Source organism: Massilia sp. 01N417 (assembly GCF_056399645.1).
In genome coordinates, this window is the sequence record NZ_JBFTRS010000023.1 from 1 (window position 1) to 17,530 (window position 17,530).

The 17,530-nt window shown below is 65.8% G+C and carries 19 protein-coding genes; 6 read left to right on the forward strand and 13 right to left on the reverse strand.

Going from position 1 to position 17,530, the window contains the following annotated elements:
* From AC1DOQ_RS21415 to AC1DOQ_RS21450, 8 genes are all read right to left on the reverse strand, one after another.
* The coding region (locus AC1DOQ_RS21415; protein WP_477368927.1) for a bifunctional UDP-4-keto-pentose/UDP-xylose synthase at window positions 1-758 on the reverse strand (758 nt) is incomplete at its 3' end.
* 140 nt (window positions 759-898) lie between these two features.
* A complete protein-coding gene (locus tag AC1DOQ_RS21420) occupies window positions 899-2,167 on the reverse strand; it encodes a sensor histidine kinase (protein ID WP_477368929.1) in 1,269 nt (422 codons plus the stop codon).
* Window positions 2,157-2,849, reverse strand: coding sequence for a response regulator transcription factor (locus AC1DOQ_RS21425; protein WP_477368931.1), 693 nt, complete (start codon window positions 2,847-2,849; stop codon window positions 2,157-2,159). The genes AC1DOQ_RS21420 and AC1DOQ_RS21425 overlap by 11 nt, the downstream gene beginning before the upstream one ends.
* A gap of 44 nt (window positions 2,850-2,893) precedes the next feature.
* The gene (locus AC1DOQ_RS21430) at window positions 2,894-3,454 is read right to left on the reverse strand and encodes a YdeI/OmpD-associated family protein (protein WP_477368934.1); all 561 of its coding nucleotides are present in this window, start codon (window positions 3,452-3,454) and stop codon (window positions 2,894-2,896) included.
* Window positions 3,447-4,736 carry an RNA polymerase sigma factor gene (locus AC1DOQ_RS21435; RefSeq protein WP_477368936.1) on the reverse strand — a complete coding sequence of 430 codons (1,290 nt, stop codon included), beginning with the start codon at window positions 4,734-4,736 and terminating at the stop codon, window positions 3,447-3,449. The genes AC1DOQ_RS21430 and AC1DOQ_RS21435 overlap by 8 nt, the downstream gene beginning before the upstream one ends.
* Window positions 4,733-5,578 (reverse strand): YciI family protein, encoded by an 846-nt coding sequence (locus AC1DOQ_RS21440; protein WP_477368938.1) that lies wholly within the window; start codon window positions 5,576-5,578, stop codon window positions 4,733-4,735. Before AC1DOQ_RS21440 ends, AC1DOQ_RS21435 begins: the two co-directional genes overlap by 4 nt.
* A gap of 10 nt (window positions 5,579-5,588) precedes the next feature.
* A complete protein-coding gene (locus AC1DOQ_RS21445) occupies window positions 5,589-6,014 on the reverse strand; it encodes a YciI family protein (protein ID WP_477368940.1) in 426 nt (141 codons plus the stop codon).
* Complete coding sequence (locus AC1DOQ_RS21450; RefSeq protein WP_477368942.1) at window positions 6,011-6,514, reverse strand: VOC family protein; 504 nt, start codon at window positions 6,512-6,514, stop codon at window positions 6,011-6,013. Before AC1DOQ_RS21450 ends, AC1DOQ_RS21445 begins: the two co-directional genes overlap by 4 nt.
* 356 nt (window positions 6,515-6,870) lie before the next feature.
* Here AC1DOQ_RS21450 and htpG point away from each other — a divergent pair, with 356 nt between their 5' ends.
* Window positions 6,871-8,790 (forward strand): molecular chaperone HtpG, encoded by a 1,920-nt coding sequence (htpG, locus tag AC1DOQ_RS21455; RefSeq protein WP_477368944.1) that lies wholly within the window; start codon window positions 6,871-6,873, stop codon window positions 8,788-8,790.
* 52 nt (window positions 8,791-8,842) lie between these two features.
* On the opposite strand, the gene AC1DOQ_RS21460 is transcribed toward htpG, so the two are convergent.
* From AC1DOQ_RS21460 to kynB, 5 genes are read right to left on the reverse strand one after another with little or no spacing between them, the layout of a single operon-like run.
* Complete coding sequence (locus AC1DOQ_RS21460; RefSeq protein WP_477368946.1) at window positions 8,843-9,946, reverse strand: acyltransferase family protein; 1,104 nt, start codon at window positions 9,944-9,946, stop codon at window positions 8,843-8,845.
* On the reverse strand, window positions 9,892-10,452 hold the full coding sequence (locus tag AC1DOQ_RS21465; RefSeq protein WP_477368948.1) for an RBBP9/YdeN family alpha/beta hydrolase: 561 nt from the start codon (window positions 10,450-10,452) through the stop codon (window positions 9,892-9,894). The genes AC1DOQ_RS21460 and AC1DOQ_RS21465 overlap by 55 nt, the downstream gene beginning before the upstream one ends.
* Window positions 10,449-11,288 carry a tryptophan 2,3-dioxygenase gene (kynA, locus tag AC1DOQ_RS21470; RefSeq protein ID WP_477368951.1) on the reverse strand — a complete coding sequence of 280 codons (840 nt, stop codon included), beginning with the start codon at window positions 11,286-11,288 and terminating at the stop codon, window positions 10,449-10,451. Before kynA ends, AC1DOQ_RS21465 begins: the two co-directional genes overlap by 4 nt.
* 10 nt (window positions 11,289-11,298) lie before the next feature.
* Complete coding sequence (kynU, locus tag AC1DOQ_RS21475) at window positions 11,299-12,561, reverse strand: kynureninase (protein ID WP_477368953.1); 1,263 nt, start codon at window positions 12,559-12,561, stop codon at window positions 11,299-11,301.
* Window positions 12,558-13,205, reverse strand: a complete 648-nt coding sequence (gene kynB, locus AC1DOQ_RS21480; protein ID WP_477368955.1) for an arylformamidase — start codon at window positions 13,203-13,205, stop codon at window positions 12,558-12,560. The genes kynU and kynB overlap by 4 nt, the downstream gene beginning before the upstream one ends.
* Window positions 13,206-13,727: 522 nt before the next feature.
* Here kynB and flhD point away from each other — a divergent pair.
* From flhD to motB, 5 genes are all read left to right on the forward strand, one after another.
* Window positions 13,728-14,045, forward strand: a complete 318-nt coding sequence (gene flhD, locus AC1DOQ_RS21485) for a flagellar transcriptional regulator FlhD (RefSeq protein ID WP_047826184.1) — start codon at window positions 13,728-13,730, stop codon at window positions 14,043-14,045.
* A 175-nt stretch (window positions 14,046-14,220) separates the two neighbouring features.
* Window positions 14,221-14,769, forward strand: a complete 549-nt coding sequence (gene flhC / locus AC1DOQ_RS21490; RefSeq protein ID WP_477368957.1) for a flagellar transcriptional regulator FlhC — start codon at window positions 14,221-14,223, stop codon at window positions 14,767-14,769.
* 13 nt (window positions 14,770-14,782) lie between these two features.
* Window positions 14,783-15,568 carry a class I SAM-dependent methyltransferase gene (locus AC1DOQ_RS21495; RefSeq protein WP_477368959.1) on the forward strand — a complete coding sequence of 262 codons (786 nt, stop codon included), beginning with the start codon at window positions 14,783-14,785 and terminating at the stop codon, window positions 15,566-15,568.
* Between the two features lie 110 nt (window positions 15,569-15,678).
* Complete coding sequence (gene motA / locus AC1DOQ_RS21500) at window positions 15,679-16,539, forward strand: flagellar motor stator protein MotA (protein ID WP_477368961.1); 861 nt, start codon at window positions 15,679-15,681, stop codon at window positions 16,537-16,539.
* Window positions 16,539-17,510: a flagellar motor protein MotB gene (gene motB, locus AC1DOQ_RS21505; protein WP_477368963.1), complete on the forward strand. Its 972-nt coding sequence runs from the start codon at window positions 16,539-16,541 to the stop codon at window positions 17,508-17,510. Before motA ends, motB begins: the two co-directional genes overlap by 1 nt.
* Window positions 17,511-17,530: the final 20 nt, after the last annotated feature.

Consider the following 17,530-nt stretch of genomic DNA (forward strand, 5'->3'; position numbering starts at 1 on the left):
TTGTAGATCTGGCCGCTGGCCTTGCCGTCCTTGTTCTCGATGATCTTCATGAGGGCCTCGATGCCGTCGTCGATATAGGTGAAGGCGCGCTTCTGGTGGCCGCCGTCGACCAGCGAGATGGTCTCGCCGCGCACGATGTGGCCGAAGAACTGGGTCAGCACGCGCGACGAGCCTTCCTTCGGCGTGTGGATCGAATCCAGGCCGGCGCCGACCCAGTTGAAGGGGCGGAACAGGGTGAAATTCAATCCTTCCATGCCGTAGCCCCAGATCACGCGGTCCATCAGCTGCTTCGAGCAGGCGTAGATCCAGCGCGGCTTGTTGATCGGGCCGTAGACCAGCTCCGAGTTCTCCGGATCGAATTCCTCGTCGTGGCACATGCCGTACACTTCCGAGGTCGAGGGGAACACCAGGTGCTTGTTGTACTTGGCGGCCGAGCGCACGATCGGCAGGTTGGCTTCGAAGTCGAGTTCGAAGACCTTGAGCGGCTGCTGCACATAGGTCGACGGCGTGGCGATGGCGACCAGCGGCAGGATCACGTCGCATTTCTTGACGTGGTACTCGACCCATTCCTTGTTGATCGTGATGTCGCCTTCGAAGAAGTGCATGCGCGGTGCATATTCTTCATTGGCGAGAAGATCCCCGATGCGCTCGGAGTTCATGTCCATGCCGTAGACTTCCCAGTCGGTGGTCTCGAGGATGCGCTTGGACAGGTGGTGGCCGATGAAGCCGTTGACGCCGAGGATGAGGACTTTTTTCATGTGCTAGCTTTCAGATTGTCGCGGTATTGCGGTGACGCGGCGTGTGCAATTGTAGTATGGCGCGCCGGGGCGCTCATCATAGACAATCGCGCGTGAAGAATTCGTAAAGAAGTCGTGAAATTTTCGTGAGGCCCATGCTTTCAGGGTCCTTTCAGGCCAAGCAGGACATGGGTGCCAACCCCTTCGGCGCTATGAACCTCGATTTGCCAGCCGCAGCGCTCGCAGATCTTCTTCACGATCGCCAGGCCGATGCCGAAGCCGTCGCCGCGTCCGCCCGGCGCCCGGTAGAAGCGTTCGAAGACGTGGGGAAGGGCATCCGCGGCGATGCCGGATCCGGTGTCGTCGACCGACAGCGTGCCGTCGCGGTAGGCGACGCGGATCTCGCCGTCTTCCGTGTGACGCAAGGCATTGTCGACCAGGTTGGACAGCACGATGCCGAGGGCCGGCGCGTTGGCATGGATGCATGCGTCCGCGGCGACGTCGACGACGATGCGCACCGCCTGCTTTTCCAGCCGCTCGGCGTAGCGCTCGACGATGGCGCCGACGAGCTCCGCGAGCCGGACCGGCGGACCCACCGTCCCGGTCTCGTCGCGCGCGAGGGCGAGCAGGCACTCGACCAGGGCATGCATGTCCTCGGCCGCCTGCTCGATCTGCAGCAGGCGCTGGCGCGACTTGGCGTCGAGCGCGCCGGCCACCGGCTCCAGCAGCTCGCAGCTGGTACGGATGCGGGTGAGCGGGGTGCGCAGCTCGTGGCTGACGTTGGCGGTGAACTCCTTCTCGCGCTCGACCATCGCGGCCATGCGGCGGTGGTAGTCGTTGACGGCTTCGGCCAGCCCGGCCACTTCGCGCTCGTCATAGCTGGCGGGATCGATCGCGGAGGCGGCGCCGGAGCGCAGGTCCTTGACCTGGCGCGCCAGGCTGCCGACCTGGCGCACCAGCAGCCCGGACAGCCAGTAGGCCAGCCAGACCGTCGGCAGGGCGAACAGCGCGGTGGCGAACATCAGCATGTTCATGCCGTTCTTGAAGTGCCTTTCGTAGACGCTGTAGTCGTAGGCGCGCACCACTCTTTCGCTGCCGAAGTGCGTCACCGCCAGGTGGACCTCGTGGCCATCCATCATGACTTCATGCACGCCTTCCGGCAGCGTGGCCAGCGACGGCGGCAAGGTAAACCACGCGCCGCCTTCCGCCGAGACCCGCGCGCCCACCTTCGGATCGAGCGGGGGCAGGGTTGCCGGTTCGTCGCGCCAGGACTGCAGCAGGTTGCGCATGTCGTCCTCGATGATCGCGTTGATCAGGCTTTCTTCTTGCCCTTCTGCGAGGACGCGTACGCCTATCGCCTGCATGGCCAGCAGCAGCACACAGGCGGCGAACAGCGCCAGCGCGACCTTCAGCCGCAGGCTAAGGCGCATCGTAGGGATTGCCGGCGCCGATGCGGTAGCCGATGCCGTGTACGGTCTCGATCGGGTTGGGCTCGCCCTCGGCGGTCAGGGCGCGGCGCAGGGTGTGCATGTGGGCGCGCAGGGTGTCGCTGTCGCGCAGCATCTCGCCCCACACGGCGGTTTCGAGCTCGGCGCGGCGCAGGACCTGGCCCGGAGAGGCCATCAGCAACTGCAGCAGGTGCAGGCATTTGCGCGGCAGCCGGATCGGCCGGCCGGCGCGCTCCACCTCCAGGGTGCGCGGGTCGAGGGTGATGTCCCCGCAGCGCAGCGCGCCCGGGACGACCTGTCCATTGTGGCGCTTGATCAGCGCCGACAGGCGCGCGCCGACTTCCTTGAGCGAAAAGGGCTTGACCAGGTAATCGTCGGCGCCGTGGCCGAAGCCTGCCAGCTTGTCGTCCAGCGTGTCTTTCGCCGTCAGCATCAGGACCGGGGTGTCGCGGCGCGCATCCTCGCGCAGCTTGCGGCACAGGGTGAAGCCGTCCATGCCGGGCAGGGCGACGTCGAGCAGGATCGCGCTCCATTGGGCGCTGACCGCATGATGCAGGCCGGTCACGCCGTCGGCCGCGTGTTCCGGGGTATAGCCCGAGGCTTCGAGGTAATCGTAGAGATTGGCGGCGATGGCCGGGTCGTCTTCGATGATGAGTACGCGCATGAGGTGTGCAGGAAGAAGGGCGAAGCCTCCATCATGCCATACCTTTAGAGCCTGCGGCCTGCCGCGCAGGCCTCGATCAGGCATTCCAGGCGGGCGGCGCGGGTGTCGGGCTTTTTCGCACTCGTTATCCGGTGCAGCATGCGCCGGCGGTAGCCGGGCGGGCAGCCGTCGAAATAGGTCCAGGCGGCCGGCTGTTCGCGGAAGCGCGCCAGCTCGGCGGTGGAAAGTTCGGCCGGCGTCTCCCGCTCGTGCGAATACACGCGCGAACGCTCCTCGGAACGGCGCGCGAAGGCGGCCTCGCCGGCCGGCGCCATCAGGCCCTGTTCCCTCAGTTTCGCCACCTTGTCGATGTTGATCGCGCTCCAGATCGAGTCGGGCTTCCGCGGCGTGAAGCGGATCGTGTAGCGCTCATCGTCGACGCGCTTGCGCACGCCGTCGATCCAGCCGTAGCACAGGGCCTGGTCGACCGATTCGGACCAGCTCATGCCGGGGCGGCCGCTGCCGACCTTGTGGAAGCCGACCAGCAGTTCCGCCGCTTCGTGCGCGTGTGCGGCCAGCCAGGCGCGGAAGGCGCCGGCATCGTCGAAGTAGACGGGATCACTCACCGATGCGGACTTTCTCGTCGCGCGCCCGTGCCAGCAGCAGGCTGCGTTCGCGTTCGTTCTGCGTGAGGCCGGCGGCGCGTTCGAATTCGGCGCGCGCCTCGGCGTGGCGGCCCAGTTTGGCCAGCAGGTCGCCGCGCACGCTGGGCAGCAGGTGGTAGCTGGCCAGCCGTGGCTCGTCCAGCAGCTGGTCGGCCAGCGCCAGGCCTTCGGCCGGGCCGTAGGCCATGCCCAGCGCCACCGCGCGGTTCAGTTCGACGATGGGCGAGGGCAGCAGCGCCGCCAGGGCGTCGTACAGCGCGGCGATGCCGCCCCAGTCGGTGGCGTCCGGCGTCAGGGCGCGCGCATGGCAGGCGGCGATCGCGGCCTGCAGGCCGTAGGGGCCGAGGCTGCCCAGGCGGCCGGCGCGCTCCAGTGCCGCCAGGCCGCGCCCGATCAGGAGCCGGTCCCAGCGGCTGCGGTCCTGGTCCAGCAGCAGCACCGGTTCGCCGTTCGGGCCGGTGCGGGCGCGCTCGCGCGAGGACTGGATCTCCATCAGGGCGACCAGGCCGTGCACTTCGCCTTCCTCGGGGGCCAGCTCGGCCAGCACCCGGCCCAGGCGCAGCGCCTCGCGGCACAGGCCCGGCCTCAGCCAGTCGGCGCCGGCGCTGGCGGAATAGCCTTCGTTATAGATCAGGTAGATCACCTGCAGCACCGAGGCCAGGCGCGGCTTGCGTTCTTCGCCGCGCGGCACCTCGAAGGGCACCCTGGCCTCCGCCAGCGTGCGCTTGGCGCGCACGATGCGCTGGGCCACCGTGGCTTCCGGCACCAGGAAGGCGCGCGCGATCTCGGCGGTCGACAGGCCGCCGATCAGCTTGAGCGTGAGCGCCGCGCGCGCCTCGCCGGACAGCACCGGGTGGCAGGAGACGAAGATCAGGCGCAGCACGTCGTCGTCGATGCCGTGCTCCGCCATCTGCGCCAGTTCGGCCAGCTCGTCGGGCTGGCGCTGGCCGTCGCGCAGCTGTTCGTCCATCTCCCACGACAGCTCGCCTTCCTTGCCGGCGCGCATGCTGGCGTGGCGCAGGTAGTCGAGGGCGCGGTGCTTGGCCACCTGCATCAGCCAGGCGCCCGGGCGGTCCGGCACCCCGCCGGACGGCCAGCTTTCGAGCGCCTGCAGCATGGCGTCCTGGGCCAGTTCCTCGGCGATGCCGACGTCGCGCAGCATGCGCGTCAGCGCGCCGACGATGCGCGCCGACTCCATGCGCCAGACCGCTTCGACGACGCGGCCGATCTCGCTTTCGCTCATGCCTGCACGGATACCTTGCGCAGGGCGGCGTCGAGCTGTTCGGCGCGCAGGCTGGCGTCGGCGCGGCGCTGCTGCTCGTCCATGGCCGGCGCCAGGTCGTCGAGCGTCATCGCTTCGCGGATCTCGACTTCGACATGCGGGCCGGTCGGATAGGGCAGGGTGCGTGCCCAGGCGATCGCATCCGCCATCGAGCCGGCCCGGATCATCCAGAAGCCGGCGATCAACTCCTTGGCTTCCGCGAAGGGGCCGTCGATGACGTTCGCCTTGCCGTCCTTGAAATGGAGGCGGGCGCCGCGCGCGCTCGACTTCAGGCCGTCGCCGGCCAGCAGCCTGCCCTGTGCTGCCTGCGCCGCGTTGAAGGCGTTCAGGTCGTCCAGCATCCGCTGCGGCGGGATGCGATCGCGTTCCGTGCCTTCGTCCGAGCGCAGCAGGATGACGTAGCGGCGGTCGCCATCGCCGTCGGCCAGCGGGACCTGGGCGCAGCCGCCCGGGCAGCCGGTCTCGCGCAGTTCCAGCACCGCCTCGCCGGTCGCCTGCACGTCGCTCTGCGGCCAGCGCTTCAGCTGCTCGATCGCGGCTTCCTTCGACGCCGCCTCGAACACCGTGAAGCCTGCCACCAGCTCCTTGGCCTCGGCGAAGGGGCCGTCGGTGACCGTATCGACGCCCGGACCCAGCTTCAGGCGCACGGCGCGGCTGCTGGGGCGCAGGCCCAGGGCCAGCCCGAGCCGGCCCTGGTCCGCCAGCGCCTGGTTGAATTGCTCCATGTCCGCGAGGCCCTGGGCGGACGGCGGCGCGCCCGCTTCGGTGGCCTCGTCGGCCTTGCGGATGACCATGAATTGCATCGTCGCCTCCTCAGCGCGCCGCGGCCTGTTCGCGCCGGCGCTCTTCCTGTTCGCGCAGCTCGGGCGTGAGCGCGTCGCCGAAATCCTCGGCCGCAAAGATCTGGCGGATCTCGATGTTGCCCGGCTTCCCGCCGTAGGGATTCGGGCAGCGCCGCATCCACTCGATCGCTTCCTGCTTCGAGCTGACCTCGATGATCCAGAAGCCGGCAATCAGCTCCTTGGATTCGGTAAACGGACCGTCGACCACGGTGCGCTTGTCGCCGTCGAAGACGATGCGGGCGCCCCTGCTGGTCGGGTGCAGGCCTTCGCCGGCCAGCAGCACGCCGGCCTTGACCAGCTCCTCGTTGAACTGGCCCATCTCGGCAAGCTGCTGCCGGGTGGGCACGGCGCCGGCCTCGGTATCGGCGTTGGCCTTCACGATCACCATGAACTTCATTGCTGCTCTCCCTGCTGGTTGCCGCAGCCCTGGCTCTGCTGCATTGCCTTCTGCATCTCTTCCTGCATCTGCGCGGGCGTCATGTCGCGCTTGTGGGTCGCGATCGACCAGCGGTGGCCGAACGGGTCTTCGACCTGGCCGTAGCGGTCGCCCCAGAACATGTCGGCCATCGGCATGACGGGCTTGGCGCCTGCCGCCACCGCCTGCTGCCAGGTCGCGTCGGCATCGTTCACGTACAGGTGGATGAAGACCGGGGTGCCCTTCAGGGCCAGCGGGCCGTTGCTGCCCCAGTCGGGAAAGTCGTCGGCCAGCATCACGCGCGAGTCGCCGATGCGGATCTCGGCGTGCATGATCTTGCCGCCGGGGCCGGGCATGCGGCCGATCTCGGTGGCGCCGAAGGCTTTCTTGTAGAACTCCAGCGCCTCGGCCGCGCCGGCGCACACGAGGTGGGGCGTGACGGTGTGGAAGCCTTCGGGGATGGCACGTACCTGTTCTTGCATGATCGATCTCCTTGTCCGGTTGTTTTGGGTCCTGCTATCACTACGACGAAGCACGTTGTCCGGTTTCGACATCGCCGCGCCAAAATTTTTTTGGGATTTTCGATACGGTATGACGACTGTCGTACGAAGTCGAGAAAAAGATATCCAACAGCAAAGTTTTTGGCGGTCAGGCGCGCTCCATGCGTGGTGCATAACAGCCAAAGGCGGCAAAGCGCGCCGGCACGCAGGCGCTGCACGCCCCCGCATCCGGATTCTTGCCGCCAAATCTTTCTCTTCAAAAATGACTCTTGAAATCCTTATCGGTATCCCAATATCGTCCCGGTCTGTTTAACCCCTGAACATAACGAGGACATAAGATGGCTGTTGCCGAAAAAGAAACCCTTGGCTTCCAAGCAGAAGTAAAACAGCTGCTGCAACTGATGATTCACTCCTTGTATTCGAACAAGGAGATCTTCCTGCGCGAACTGATTTCGAACGCCTCCGATGCCGCCGACAAGCTGCGCTTCGAGGCGATCAACAACGATGCCCTGTACGGCAACGATCACGAACTGAAGATCAAGGTCCTGTTCGACAAGGATGCGAAAACCATCACGATCTCCGACAACGGCATCGGCATGAGCCGTGACGAGGTGATCTCGCACCTGGGCACCATCGCCAAGTCGGGCACCAAGGAATTCTTCAGCAAGCTGTCCGGCGACCAGCAGGCGGACGCCGCCCTGATCGGCCAGTTCGGCGTGGGCTTCTACTCGGCCTTCATCGTGGCCGACCGCGTCACCGTCGAGACCCGCCGCGCAGGCAGCCAGCCTTCCGAGGCGGTGCGCTGGGAGTCGACCGGCGAAGGCGACTACACCATCGAGCAGATCGAGAAGGCCAGCCGCGGCACCGACATCATCCTGCACCTGCGCGAAGGCGAGGACGAGCTGCTGTCGTCGTGGAAGCTGAAGTCCATCATCCGCAAGTACTCGGACCACATCTCCCTGCCGATCGTGATGAGGAAGGAAGAGTGGGACGAGGAGAAGAAGGAAACCGTCGTCAAGGACGAATTCGAGACCGTGAACCAGGCCTCCGCGCTGTGGGCCCGCTCGAAGTCGGACATCACGAAGGAGCAGTACGAGGAGTTCTACAAGCACATCTCGCACGACTTCCAGGCGCCGCTGGCCTACACCCACAACCGCGTCGAAGGCCGCAGCGAATACACCCAGCTGCTGTACGTGCCGAGCCACGCCCCGTTCGACCTGTGGGACCGCAACAAGCGCGGCGGCATTAAGCTGTACGTGAAGCGCGTGTTCATCATGGACGACGCCGAGCAGCTGATGCCGGTCTACCTGCGTTTCGTAAAGGGCGTGATCGACTCGAACGACCTGCCGCTGAACGTCTCGCGCGAGATCCTGCAGGAGTCGCGCGACGTGCGCGTGATCCGCGAAGGCTCGACCAAGCGCGTGCTGGGCATGCTGGAAGAGATGGCGAATTCGGACGAGCAGGAAGGCAAGGATAAATACGCGACCTTCTGGAAGGAGTTCGGCCAGGTGCTGAAGGAAGGCATCGGCGAGGACGCCACCAACAAGGACCGCATCGCCAAGCTGCTGCGCTTCGCCTCGACCAATGCCGACTCCAGCGAGCAGACCGTCTCCTTTGCCGACTACGTGTCGCGCATGAAGGAAGGCCAGGAAAAGATTTATTACGTCACCGCCGACAGCTACACCGCGGCGAAGAACAGCCCGCACCTGGAGATCTTCCGCAAGAAGGGCGTCGAAGTCCTGCTGCTGACCGACCGCGTCGACGAGTGGATGCTGTCCTTCCTGAACGACTTCGACGGCAAGGAACTGGTGTCGGTCGCCAAGGGCGGCCTGGACCTGGGCAAGCTGGAAGACGAGGCCGAGAAGAAGGAACACGAGGAAACGGAAGGCCAGTACAAGGACCTGGTCGAGAAGATGAAGGGCGCGCTGGCGGACAAGGCCAAGGACGTGCGCGTGACCTTCCGCCTGACCGATTCGCCGGCCTGCCTGGTGGCGGACGAGCACGAGCTGTCGGCCAACCTGGTGCGCATGCTGAAGGCGGCCGGCCAGGACGCGCCGGAATCGAAGCCCATCCTCGAGATCAACCCGAACCACCCGCTGGTGACGCGCCTGAAATACGAAGACGCCGCTAGCCCGCGCTTCGGCGACTGGGCCCACATCCTGTTCGACCAGGCCATGCTGGCCGAGGGCGGCAGCCTGAGCGACCCGGCTTCGTTCGTGAAGCGCCTGAACGAGATGCTGCTGGCGAGCGCGAAGTAAGCGAATCGGCTTCCCTGTAAAACGGCCGGTGCAGCGATGCCCGGCCGTTTTTTCATCGTCGCAGGCGGCGCTGCAGGGCGTCGGTCAAGGGCTGCAGCACGGCCGCCGTCGCCGCGATCGCCAGCGCGAGCCCCAGCAGCACGGCCGGATCGCCGCGCCGGAAGGTGAGCAGCGCCTGCCAGGTGCAGATCACCAGGCTGTGCGAGAGGTAGAGCGTGAAGGTGTGCGCCGACACGAAGCGGATGGTCGGTGCCGCGCCGAGCAGCCGGGTGAAGCCGGCATGGCGCGCGCAGGCGAAGTTCGCCAGCACCAGGATCGCCACCAGATAGTCGGACAGCACCCGGTCGGCGCTGCCCATGCGGATGCCGGGGAAGGGCCAGACGGCGCGCGCCACCAGGCGCAGCTGCTGTTCCGGGTCGTACCAGGTCCACAGGGCCGCCAGCAGCAGCGTGACGGTCCAGCCGGCGCGGGCGATGCCGCGCGGGATGACATGCGCTTTCTGCCAGCGGTACAGGAAGACCCCGGACAGCCACAGCGGCAGCAGCAGCCACAGCCTGGGCCCCATCAGGGCCAGCAGGCGCCGGCGTCCCTTCAGGTAGTGCATCGCGCCGAACAGCACGTAATACCAGGCTTCGTAGTTCAGCGACCAGTAAGGCACCAGCCAGGGCGGCACCTCGACGAAGCTCCACAGCTCGCCCAGGAACAGCAGGTGGAAGGGGATGTAGAGCCAGGGCTTGTGCAGCTGGTAGGCGCCGTTCACCGGCACCTGGAGCAGGGTGGTGGCCAGCGCCGCCAGGCCGTAGGCCAGCGCCAATACCGGCAGCACCACCGAATACAGGCGTGCGCCGCGGGCCCTGACGTAGTCGCCCAGCGTGGGATTGCGCTGCTCGGCGCTGTAGGCGATCACGAAGCCGGACAGCACGAAGAAGGCGATCACGGCTTCGCGCCCGAGGTCGGCGACGTGGGCGATCTGGTAGTCGTCGAAGATGTGGAAATAGCCGAAGTGGGCCATCACGACCGCGCAGGCGGCCAGGATGCGGACCAGGTCGAGGTAGAGCGAAAACGGCTTGTCCAGCCCGGCCTCGACGGCCGGGGCGGCGCTCAGGGGTGCAGTGTCGAGCAGAAGTCCTCCAGCATCCGCTCGCCCTCCGGCCACGGCCCGTAGCCGCTGGCGCCGTTGATGTGCCCCGCGTCGCCGATCTCCACCAGCCTGCTGCCCCAGGCGCCGGCGAAGGCGCGCGCGCGCTCGATGTGCACGTATTCGTCGTTGGTGCTGGCCACGACCATCGAAGGGAAGGGCAGCGCCTGCATCGGGATCGGCGTAAAGCCGTTGGCGGCGGCCGGATAGGAGGGTGCTTCGACGTCGCTGGGTGCCACCAGGAAGGCGCCGGCGATCTTCAGGGGCGAGCCGCCGTGGGTGCAGGCCCATTGCGCCCACTGCGCCACCAGCATGCAGCCCAGGCTGTGCGCGACGAGGATGGGGCGGCCCTCGCAGGCCGCGATCGCGGCGTCCAGCTCCGCCACCCATTCATCGCGATCCGGATCGTTCCAGTCGCGGTGGGCGACCCGTTCCCATTTCGAGTACTTGCCTTCCCAGTGGGTCTGCCAGTGCTGCGGACCCGAGTTCCAGAGGCCGGCCACGATCAGGATGTCGCATTTCATAAGGCGGTCCTCAGTGCGAACAGCTCCGGGAACAGTACCACGTCCAGCATCTTGCGCAGGTAACTGACGCCGGCGGTGCCGCCGGTGCCGGTCTTGAAGCCGATGATGCGCTCCACCGTCGATACGTGGCGGAAGCGCCAGGTGCGAAACGCGGTCTCCATGTCGACCAGCTTCTCGGCCAGCTCGTACAGGGCCCAGTGGTGCTCGGGGTCGCGGTAGACCTCGAGCCAGGCCGCCAGCACCGAGTCGTCGTGGACGGTCGGCTGGGTCGGATCGGCATCCAGGCGCGCCTGCGATACCGGCAGGCCGGAACGCGCCAGCAGGCGCACTGCCTCGTCGTAGATCGAGGGCGCGTGCAGCTCGCGCTCGAGCAGGGCGTGGTGCTCGGGCATGACCTGGTGCACCGCCAGCATGCTGGTGTTCTTGTTCCCGAGGATGAATTCCAGTTCGCGGTACTGGAAGGACTGGAAGCCGCTCGAGGCGCCGAGGTAGGGGCGGATCGCGCTGTACTCGGGCGGGGTCATGGTGGCCAGCACGTCCCAGGCATGCACCAGCTGGTCCATGATGCGCGCCACCCGGGCCAGCATCTTGAATGCCGGCGGCAGATCATTGCTGCGGATCTGTTCGCGCACCGCCTGCAGTTCGTGGATCATTAACTTGATCCACAGCTCGCTGGTCTGGTGCTGGATGATGAACAGCATCTCGTTGTGGTTCGGCGACAGCGGATGCTGGGCGCTCAGGATCTGGTTCAGGCCCAGGTAGTCGCCGTAGCTCATGGACTCCTTGAAGTCCATTTTCGCGCCGTGCCACTCGGCGCCTTTCTTCTGGTCGTTCATGTCGATTCCTTCAGGTCACCGCGCTGCGCGCTGCGCCGGCGTCGTAGCCGGCGCTGTCGAGGATGTCGCGCAGGATCTCGACCGCATCCCAGACGTCGGCGTAGCGCGTGTACAGCGGCGTGAAGCCGAAGCGCATGATCTCCGGCTCGCGGTAGTCGCCGATCACGCCGCGCTCGATCAGGGCCTGCATCACCGCATAGCCCTGCGGGTGGGTGAAGCTGACCTGGCTGCCGCGGCGCGCATGCTCGCGCGGGGTCACCAGGCCGAGCGGGTGTTGCGCGCAGCGCGCTTCGACCAGCGCGATGAAGAGGTCGGTCAAGGCCAGCGACTTGGCGCGGATGGCCTGCATGTCGGTCTCTTCGAAGATCTCCAGCCCGCACTCGACCATCGCCAGCGAGGTCACCGGCTGGGTGCCGCACAGGGCGCGGCCGATGCCGTCCGCCGCCGTGAAGCCGTGCGACATCGCGAACGGCGCCGCATGGCTCCACCAGCCGGTCAGCGGATGGCTGAAGGCGGCCTGGTGGCGCTGCGGTACCCAGATGAAGGCCGGGGCGCCGGGGCCGCCGTTCAGGTATTTATAGGTGCAGCCGACCGCAAAATCAGCGCCGGCGCCATGCAGGTCGAGCGGGACCGCGCCGGCCGAGTGGGCCAGGTCCCAGACCGCCAATGCGCCGGCTTCGTGGGCGTGCCGGGTCGACGCCGCCATGTCGTGCTGCCAGCCGGTGCGGTAGTTCACGTGGGTCAGCATCAGGACCGCGCAGTCGGCGTCCACCGCGGCCGCGATCTCTTCCACGCTGTCCACCAGGCGGACCGAATAACCGCGGTCGAGCCAGCGGGCCAGGCCGTCCGCCATATAGATATCGGTCGGGAAGTTGCTGCGCTCGGTGACGATGACCTTGCGCTCCGGCGCTTTGCGGCGCTGGATATCCAGGGCGGCGGCCAAAGCCTTGAACAGGTTCAGCGAGGTGGTGTCGGTGACCACGACTTCGCCGGCATGCGCGCCGATGAGCGGGGCGAGGCGGTCGCCGAGGCGCTTCGGCATGTCGAACCAGCCGGCCGTGTTCCAGCTCTTGATCAGGTCCTGGCCCCATTCCTGCGCCACCACCTCGTGGGCGCGGGCCAGGGATGCGCGTGGACGGGCGCCCAGCGAATTACCGTCCAGGTAGATCACGCCGTCGGGCAGTTCGAAGCGGTCGCGCAGGCGTGCCAGCGGATCCTGGGCGTCGAGGGCGGCGCAATCGGCGCGCGAGGAAATCGATACCTTGGTGCTCATGCGTTCTCCGTAACGGGCAGGGCGCGCAGGATCGCGCGCACCGGGCTGGCATCCATGCCGGCAAGTTTCAGGGGCAGTGCGATCAGTTCATAGTCGCCGGGCGGAACCTCGTCCAGCACCACGCCTTCGAGGATCGCCAGGCCGTGGCGGCGCACCGCGTGGTGGGCATCCAGGGTTTTCGAGTCCTGCGGGTCGAGCGAAGCGGCGTCGGTGCCGATCAGGATCACGCCCCTGGCGGCCAGCAGGGCGATGGTCTCCGGGGCGATGGCCGGGAAGGCCGGATCCCAGGCCTGGCGGGGTGCGCTGGCGTAGGTACGCAGCAGCACGCGCGGAGGCACGCCGTCGAGCCGGGCCTCGATGTCCTCCGGCCGCACTGTCTTGACCCCGATGCAGTGGATCACCCGGCAGGGGCCGAGATAGGGCGTGAGTTCGACGGCGTCGATGCTGCGGCCCGCCGGATCGTAATGGGATGGCGCATCGGTGTGGGCGCCGAGGTGGGTGGTCATGGTCATGCGGCTGACATGGACCGGGCAGCCATCCCGGATTTCCCAGGTGGGGCTGGCCTCGAAGGGGGTGTCGCCGGGCCAGACCGGGATGCCGGCCGAGATCGTCGGGCTGATATCCCAGAGTGTAGGTGCGGGCATACGTAGTTATGAATCAATGCGCGAAGCCGGCAGTGTAGCAAGAAATGCATGGCCAAAAAAATTTTCGCTACAAGCCTAAAGTTCCCCGAAACCCGTCCGTTAACCCATCCAGATGCCCGGAGTTCGGTCGAAAATTTTTTTTGCGAAAAGCCTAAAGTTCTCGAAAAGCCATCCGATAACGGTCTGTAGAGGGGCTTGAGGCAGTAAAAAAGTCGAAAAATATTTTGATTCGACCCTAAAGTTCCCAAAACGGTTGACGTTAACCAACATAGACGCAGATTCTTCTCAGCGTCGATGGGGCCGAAAGGCCCGCCTTATTGAACATCTATCTCCGCCCGTTTTCATAGGGGCGCGACCCCGATCCGGGAGGGTTTGTCAGACAAACTCCTACGGGTCGTCTTCGTCTTTGCCGGACGAAAAATACAGACACTCTCCAATACACTAAAAGTTTCCTCACAGTCAGAATCTATCTCAACGGCAACACAAACCGCCGACCAGATAGAACACACCGGAGAGATGGAAATGACTGCGAACGACATGATGGCTGAAATTCGTGATGCTAACCTGAGCTACCTGATGCTCGCCCAGCAGATGATTCGCGCCGACAAGGTCACCGCAATTTTCCGCCTCGGCATCTCGGCCGACATCGCCGACCTGATCGAAGGCATGAGCAACGCCCAGATCCTGAAGCTTGCCGGCGGCAACATGATGCTGGCCCGCTTCCGCTTCGACGATACCGCCATCCTGTCGATGCTCACCAGCCACAGCAAGGACCGCGCCCTGGCGCAGTCGCACGCCGCCATCCTGATGGCCGGCCAGCCTGCAGAAGAAATCGCCTAAAACCTCTCGCTGCCTAAACCCCTCGCTGCCTGGTTAGCACCGGGCAGAGCAGCGTTAGCACCGGGGTAGAGCAGCGTTAGCGCTGGGGTCAGAGCCCGAACTTGCTTTTTTGGGGCTCTGACCCCGATTTAAAGCCACCGCCAGTCAGGTCAGTCAGTGTTGGAGTGAGTAAGTCATGAGCAAAAAAAGCGTAGTCTCGGAAGCCCAGGAAATCCAGCTGGCCATCGAACTGATCCAGCTCGGCGCCCGCCTGCAGCTGCTGGAAAGCGAAGTCTCGCTGTCGCGCGAGCGGCTGCTCAAGCTGTACAAGGAACTGAAGGGCGTGTCGCCGCCGAAGGGCATGCTGCCGTTCTCGACCGACTGGTTCCTGACCTGGCAGCCGAACATCCACTCCTCGCTGTACATCAATATCTACAAATTCCTGGTCGACCACGCGGGCGCCACCGGCGTCCAGGCCGTGATGAAGGCCTACAAGCTCTACCTGGAACAGATGCCGCCGGAGCCGGGCGAAGAGCCGCTGCTGTCGCTGACCCGCGCCTGGACCCTGGTGCGCTTCTTCCAGGGCGGCATGCTGGTGCTGGCACCTTGCTCGAAATGCAAGGGCAAGTACGTGGTCAACGCCCTCGACCTGAACAACGATTACCAGTGCGGCCTGTGCCACATGCCTTCGCGCGCCGGCAAGACCCGCAAGGCCAGGGACGCCGCCGCGCTCGCCGCCGCCTGATCCGTTTCGCCCGGTGAGCGCCGCCGCCCCGCGCCGGATCCGGCGCGCCCCTGCCATCCGCGCGCTGCTGCTGCAAATCCTTGCCTTCCCCCTGATGCTGGCCACGGTGTGGCTGCTGGCGCGGGCGGGCATGCCGCAATCCCTGTTCGGCGTGGCCCTGGTCCAGGGCGCCTGGGCGGCGCTCTTGTCCTGGCGCRCCGGGCTGGCGAGCTGGTGGCGCGCCATCCAGTTCCTGTTTCCGCCGGCCCTGCTGCTGGCGCGGCAGGGTGCCGACGCGCTGGCCCTGCCACCAGCGGCCTTCCTGGCCGTGTTCCTGTTCCTGCTCCTTCTCTATTGGTCAACCTTCCGCACCCAGGTGCCGTACTACCCGTCCGGACGCCGGGTCTGGGAGACGGTTGCCGCGCAGTTGCCGGCCGGCCGGACGCTGCGGATCGTCGATATCGGCAGCGGCCTCGGCGGCCTGGTGCTGGACCTGGCGCGCCGCCGCCCCGCGTGCGACGTCAGCGGCATCGAGCTCGCGCCCTTGCCCTGGCTGGCCAGCAGCCTGCGCGCCAGGCTGGCGGGAAGCGGGGCGCGTTTCCTGCGCGGCGATTACGAAAAGCTCAATTTCGGCAATTTCGACGTGGTGTTCGCCTACCTGTCGCCGGCCGCCATGGATGCCTTGTGGCGCAAGGCGGCTGCCGAGATGCGTCCGGGCAGTGTACTTATCAGTTACGAATTTTCTATCGCCGGGCGCGAGCCCGACCAGCGCCTTGTAACTGGCGATAGCAGGAAAATTCTTTACATTTGGCACTTTTGAGCCACATTCCCGGCACTTTTACTTGCCCGTAGTCCATTCTCAAGCTAATCTAGTTCCCTACGTAAATATTTCAACCGGGCACGTCCCCGGCATCACAGATCGGGAGTCCCGTGTTTGTCATTATCGGTTACATCGTCGTCATCGCGTCCGTGATCGGCGGTTTCGTGCTGAACGGCGGCCACGTGGCTGCACTCATGCAGCCGCTCGAAGTGCTGATGATCGCCGGCGCCGCCATCGGCGCTTTTTTCGTCGGCAATACGCCAAAGGCGGTGAAGGCCACCATGCAGGCGATCCCGACCCTGTTCAAGGGCTCGAAGTACACGCGCGAAATGTACATGGAGCTGATGTCGCTGATGTTCGACGTGCTGTCCAAGGTCCGCAAGGAGGGCTTGATGTCGATCGAAGGCGATATCGAGACCCCGGAGCAGAGCCCGGTGTTCTCGAAGTATCCGATGGTGCTGGCCGACCACCATATCGTCGAATTCATCACCGATTACCTGCGCCTGATGGTTTCCGGCAACATGGACGCCTTCCAGATCGAGAACCTGATGGACAACGAGATCGAGACCCACCATCATGAGGGCCACGTGCCGGCCCAGTGCATCGCCAAGCTTGGCGACGGCCTGCCGGCTTTCGGTATCGTGGCCGCGGTGATGGGGGTGGTGCACACCATGGAATCGGTCGGCGCGCCGCCGGCGGAGCTGGGCATGCTGATCGCGCACGCGCTGGTCGGCACCTTCCTCGGTATCCTGCTGGCCTACGGCTTCGTCGGCCCGCTGGCCAGCCTGCTGGAACAGAAGCTGGAGGAATCCACCAAGATGTTCCAGACCGTGAAGGTGACCCTGCTGGCCAGCCTGAATGGCTATGCGCCGGCACTGGCGGTTGAATTCGGCCGCAAGGTCCTGTACTCGACCGAGCGTCCGACCTTCGCCGAGCTCGAAGACCACATCAAGAAAGCGAAGAGCAAGTAATGGCAGACGAAGGCCAGCGGCCAATCATCGTCAAGAAGATCAAGAAGGGCGGCCACGGACACCACGGCGGCGCCTGGAAGATCGCGTACGCCGACTTCGTGACGGCGATGATGGCCTTCTTCCTGCTCATGTGGCTGCTCGGCTCGACCACCAAGGGCGACATGGAAGGCATCGCCAACTATTTCAAGACCCCGCTGAAGGTCGCCATGCAGGGCGGCTCGGGCAGCGGCGACAGCGCGTCGATCCTGCAGGGCGGCGGCCAGGACCTGACGCGCCGTAACGGCCAGGTCAAGAAGGGCGAGGTCGAAGCCGACAAGAAGACCTATGACCTGAAGGCCGCGCGCGCCGCGCTGGAACACGAGGAATCGACCAAGCTGCAGAAGCTGAAGGAGCGCATCCAGTCGACCATCGACGCCAATCCGGTCCTGAAGAAATACAAGAACCAGCTGCTGCTCGACGTCACCAGCGAAGGCTTGCGGATCCAGATCGTGGACGAAAAGAACCGCCCGATGTTCGAGAGCGCCAAGGCCGAGCTGCAGCCCTACACCCGCGACATCCTCGACGTGCTGGCGCTGGTACTGAACGACGTGCCCAACCGTCTCAGCCTGTCGGGCCACACCGATTCCACGCCCTACCAGACCGAGTCGGGCTATAGCAACTGGGAGCTGTCGGCCGACCGTGCCAATGCCTCGCGCCGCGAACTGGTGCGCGGCGGCCTGGCCGAGTCCAAGGTGCTGCGCGTGGTCGGCCTGGCGGCCGCCAACCATCTCGATCCCAAGGATCCGTTCAACCCGGTCAACCGCCGCATCAGCATCCTGGTGATGAACAAGCGCACCGAGGAATCGGTGCTGCGCAACGGCGGCAACGGCGGCAATTCGCTGGACGTTCCGGACGACGCCGACGCTGCGGTCAAGGCGGTCGCGACTGCGACCGGTGGCGGACTGGCGGCTCCGGCACAGGCAGCGAAGTAAGGCGCGGAGTGTACTGGAGG

Coding starts and splice junctions, on each gene's coding strand:
- AC1DOQ_RS21420 (WP_477368929.1), bottom strand. CDS start 2,167: ATGCGCCTTAGCCTGCGGCTGAAGGTCGCGCTGGCGCTGTTCGCCGCC.
- AC1DOQ_RS21425 (WP_477368931.1), bottom strand. CDS start 2,849: ATGCGCGTACTCATCATCGAAGACGACCCGGCCATCGCCGCCAATCTC.
- AC1DOQ_RS21435 (WP_477368936.1), bottom strand. CDS start 4,736: ATGAGCGAAAGCGAGATCGGCCGCGTCGTCGAAGCGGTCTGGCGCATG.
- AC1DOQ_RS21440 (WP_477368938.1), bottom strand. CDS start 5,578: ATGCAATTCATGGTCATCCGCAAGGCCGACGAGGCCACCGAAGCGGGC.
- AC1DOQ_RS21445 (WP_477368940.1), bottom strand. CDS start 6,014: ATGAAGTTCATGGTGATCGTGAAGGCCAACGCCGATACCGAGGCCGGC.
- AC1DOQ_RS21450 (WP_477368942.1), bottom strand. CDS start 6,514: ATGCAAGAACAGGTACGTGCCATCCCCGAAGGCTTCCACACCGTCACG.
- htpG (WP_477368944.1), top strand. CDS start 6,871: ATGGCTGTTGCCGAAAAAGAAACCCTTGGCTTCCAAGCAGAAGTAAAA.
- AC1DOQ_RS21465 (WP_477368948.1), bottom strand. CDS start 10,452: ATGAAATGCGACATCCTGATCGTGGCCGGCCTCTGGAACTCGGGTCCG.
- kynA (WP_477368951.1), bottom strand. CDS start 11,288: ATGAACGACCAGAAGAAAGGCGCCGAGTGGCACGGCGCGAAAATGGAC.
- kynU (WP_477368953.1), bottom strand. CDS start 12,561: ATGAGCACCAAGGTATCGATTTCCTCGCGCGCCGATTGCGCCGCCCTC.
- kynB (WP_477368955.1), bottom strand. CDS start 13,205: ATGCCCGCACCTACACTCTGGGATATCAGCCCGACGATCTCGGCCGGC.
- flhD (WP_047826184.1), top strand. CDS start 13,728: ATGACTGCGAACGACATGATGGCTGAAATTCGTGATGCTAACCTGAGC.
- flhC (WP_477368957.1), top strand. CDS start 14,221: ATGAGCAAAAAAAGCGTAGTCTCGGAAGCCCAGGAAATCCAGCTGGCC.
- motB (WP_477368963.1), top strand. CDS start 16,539: ATGGCAGACGAAGGCCAGCGGCCAATCATCGTCAAGAAGATCAAGAAG.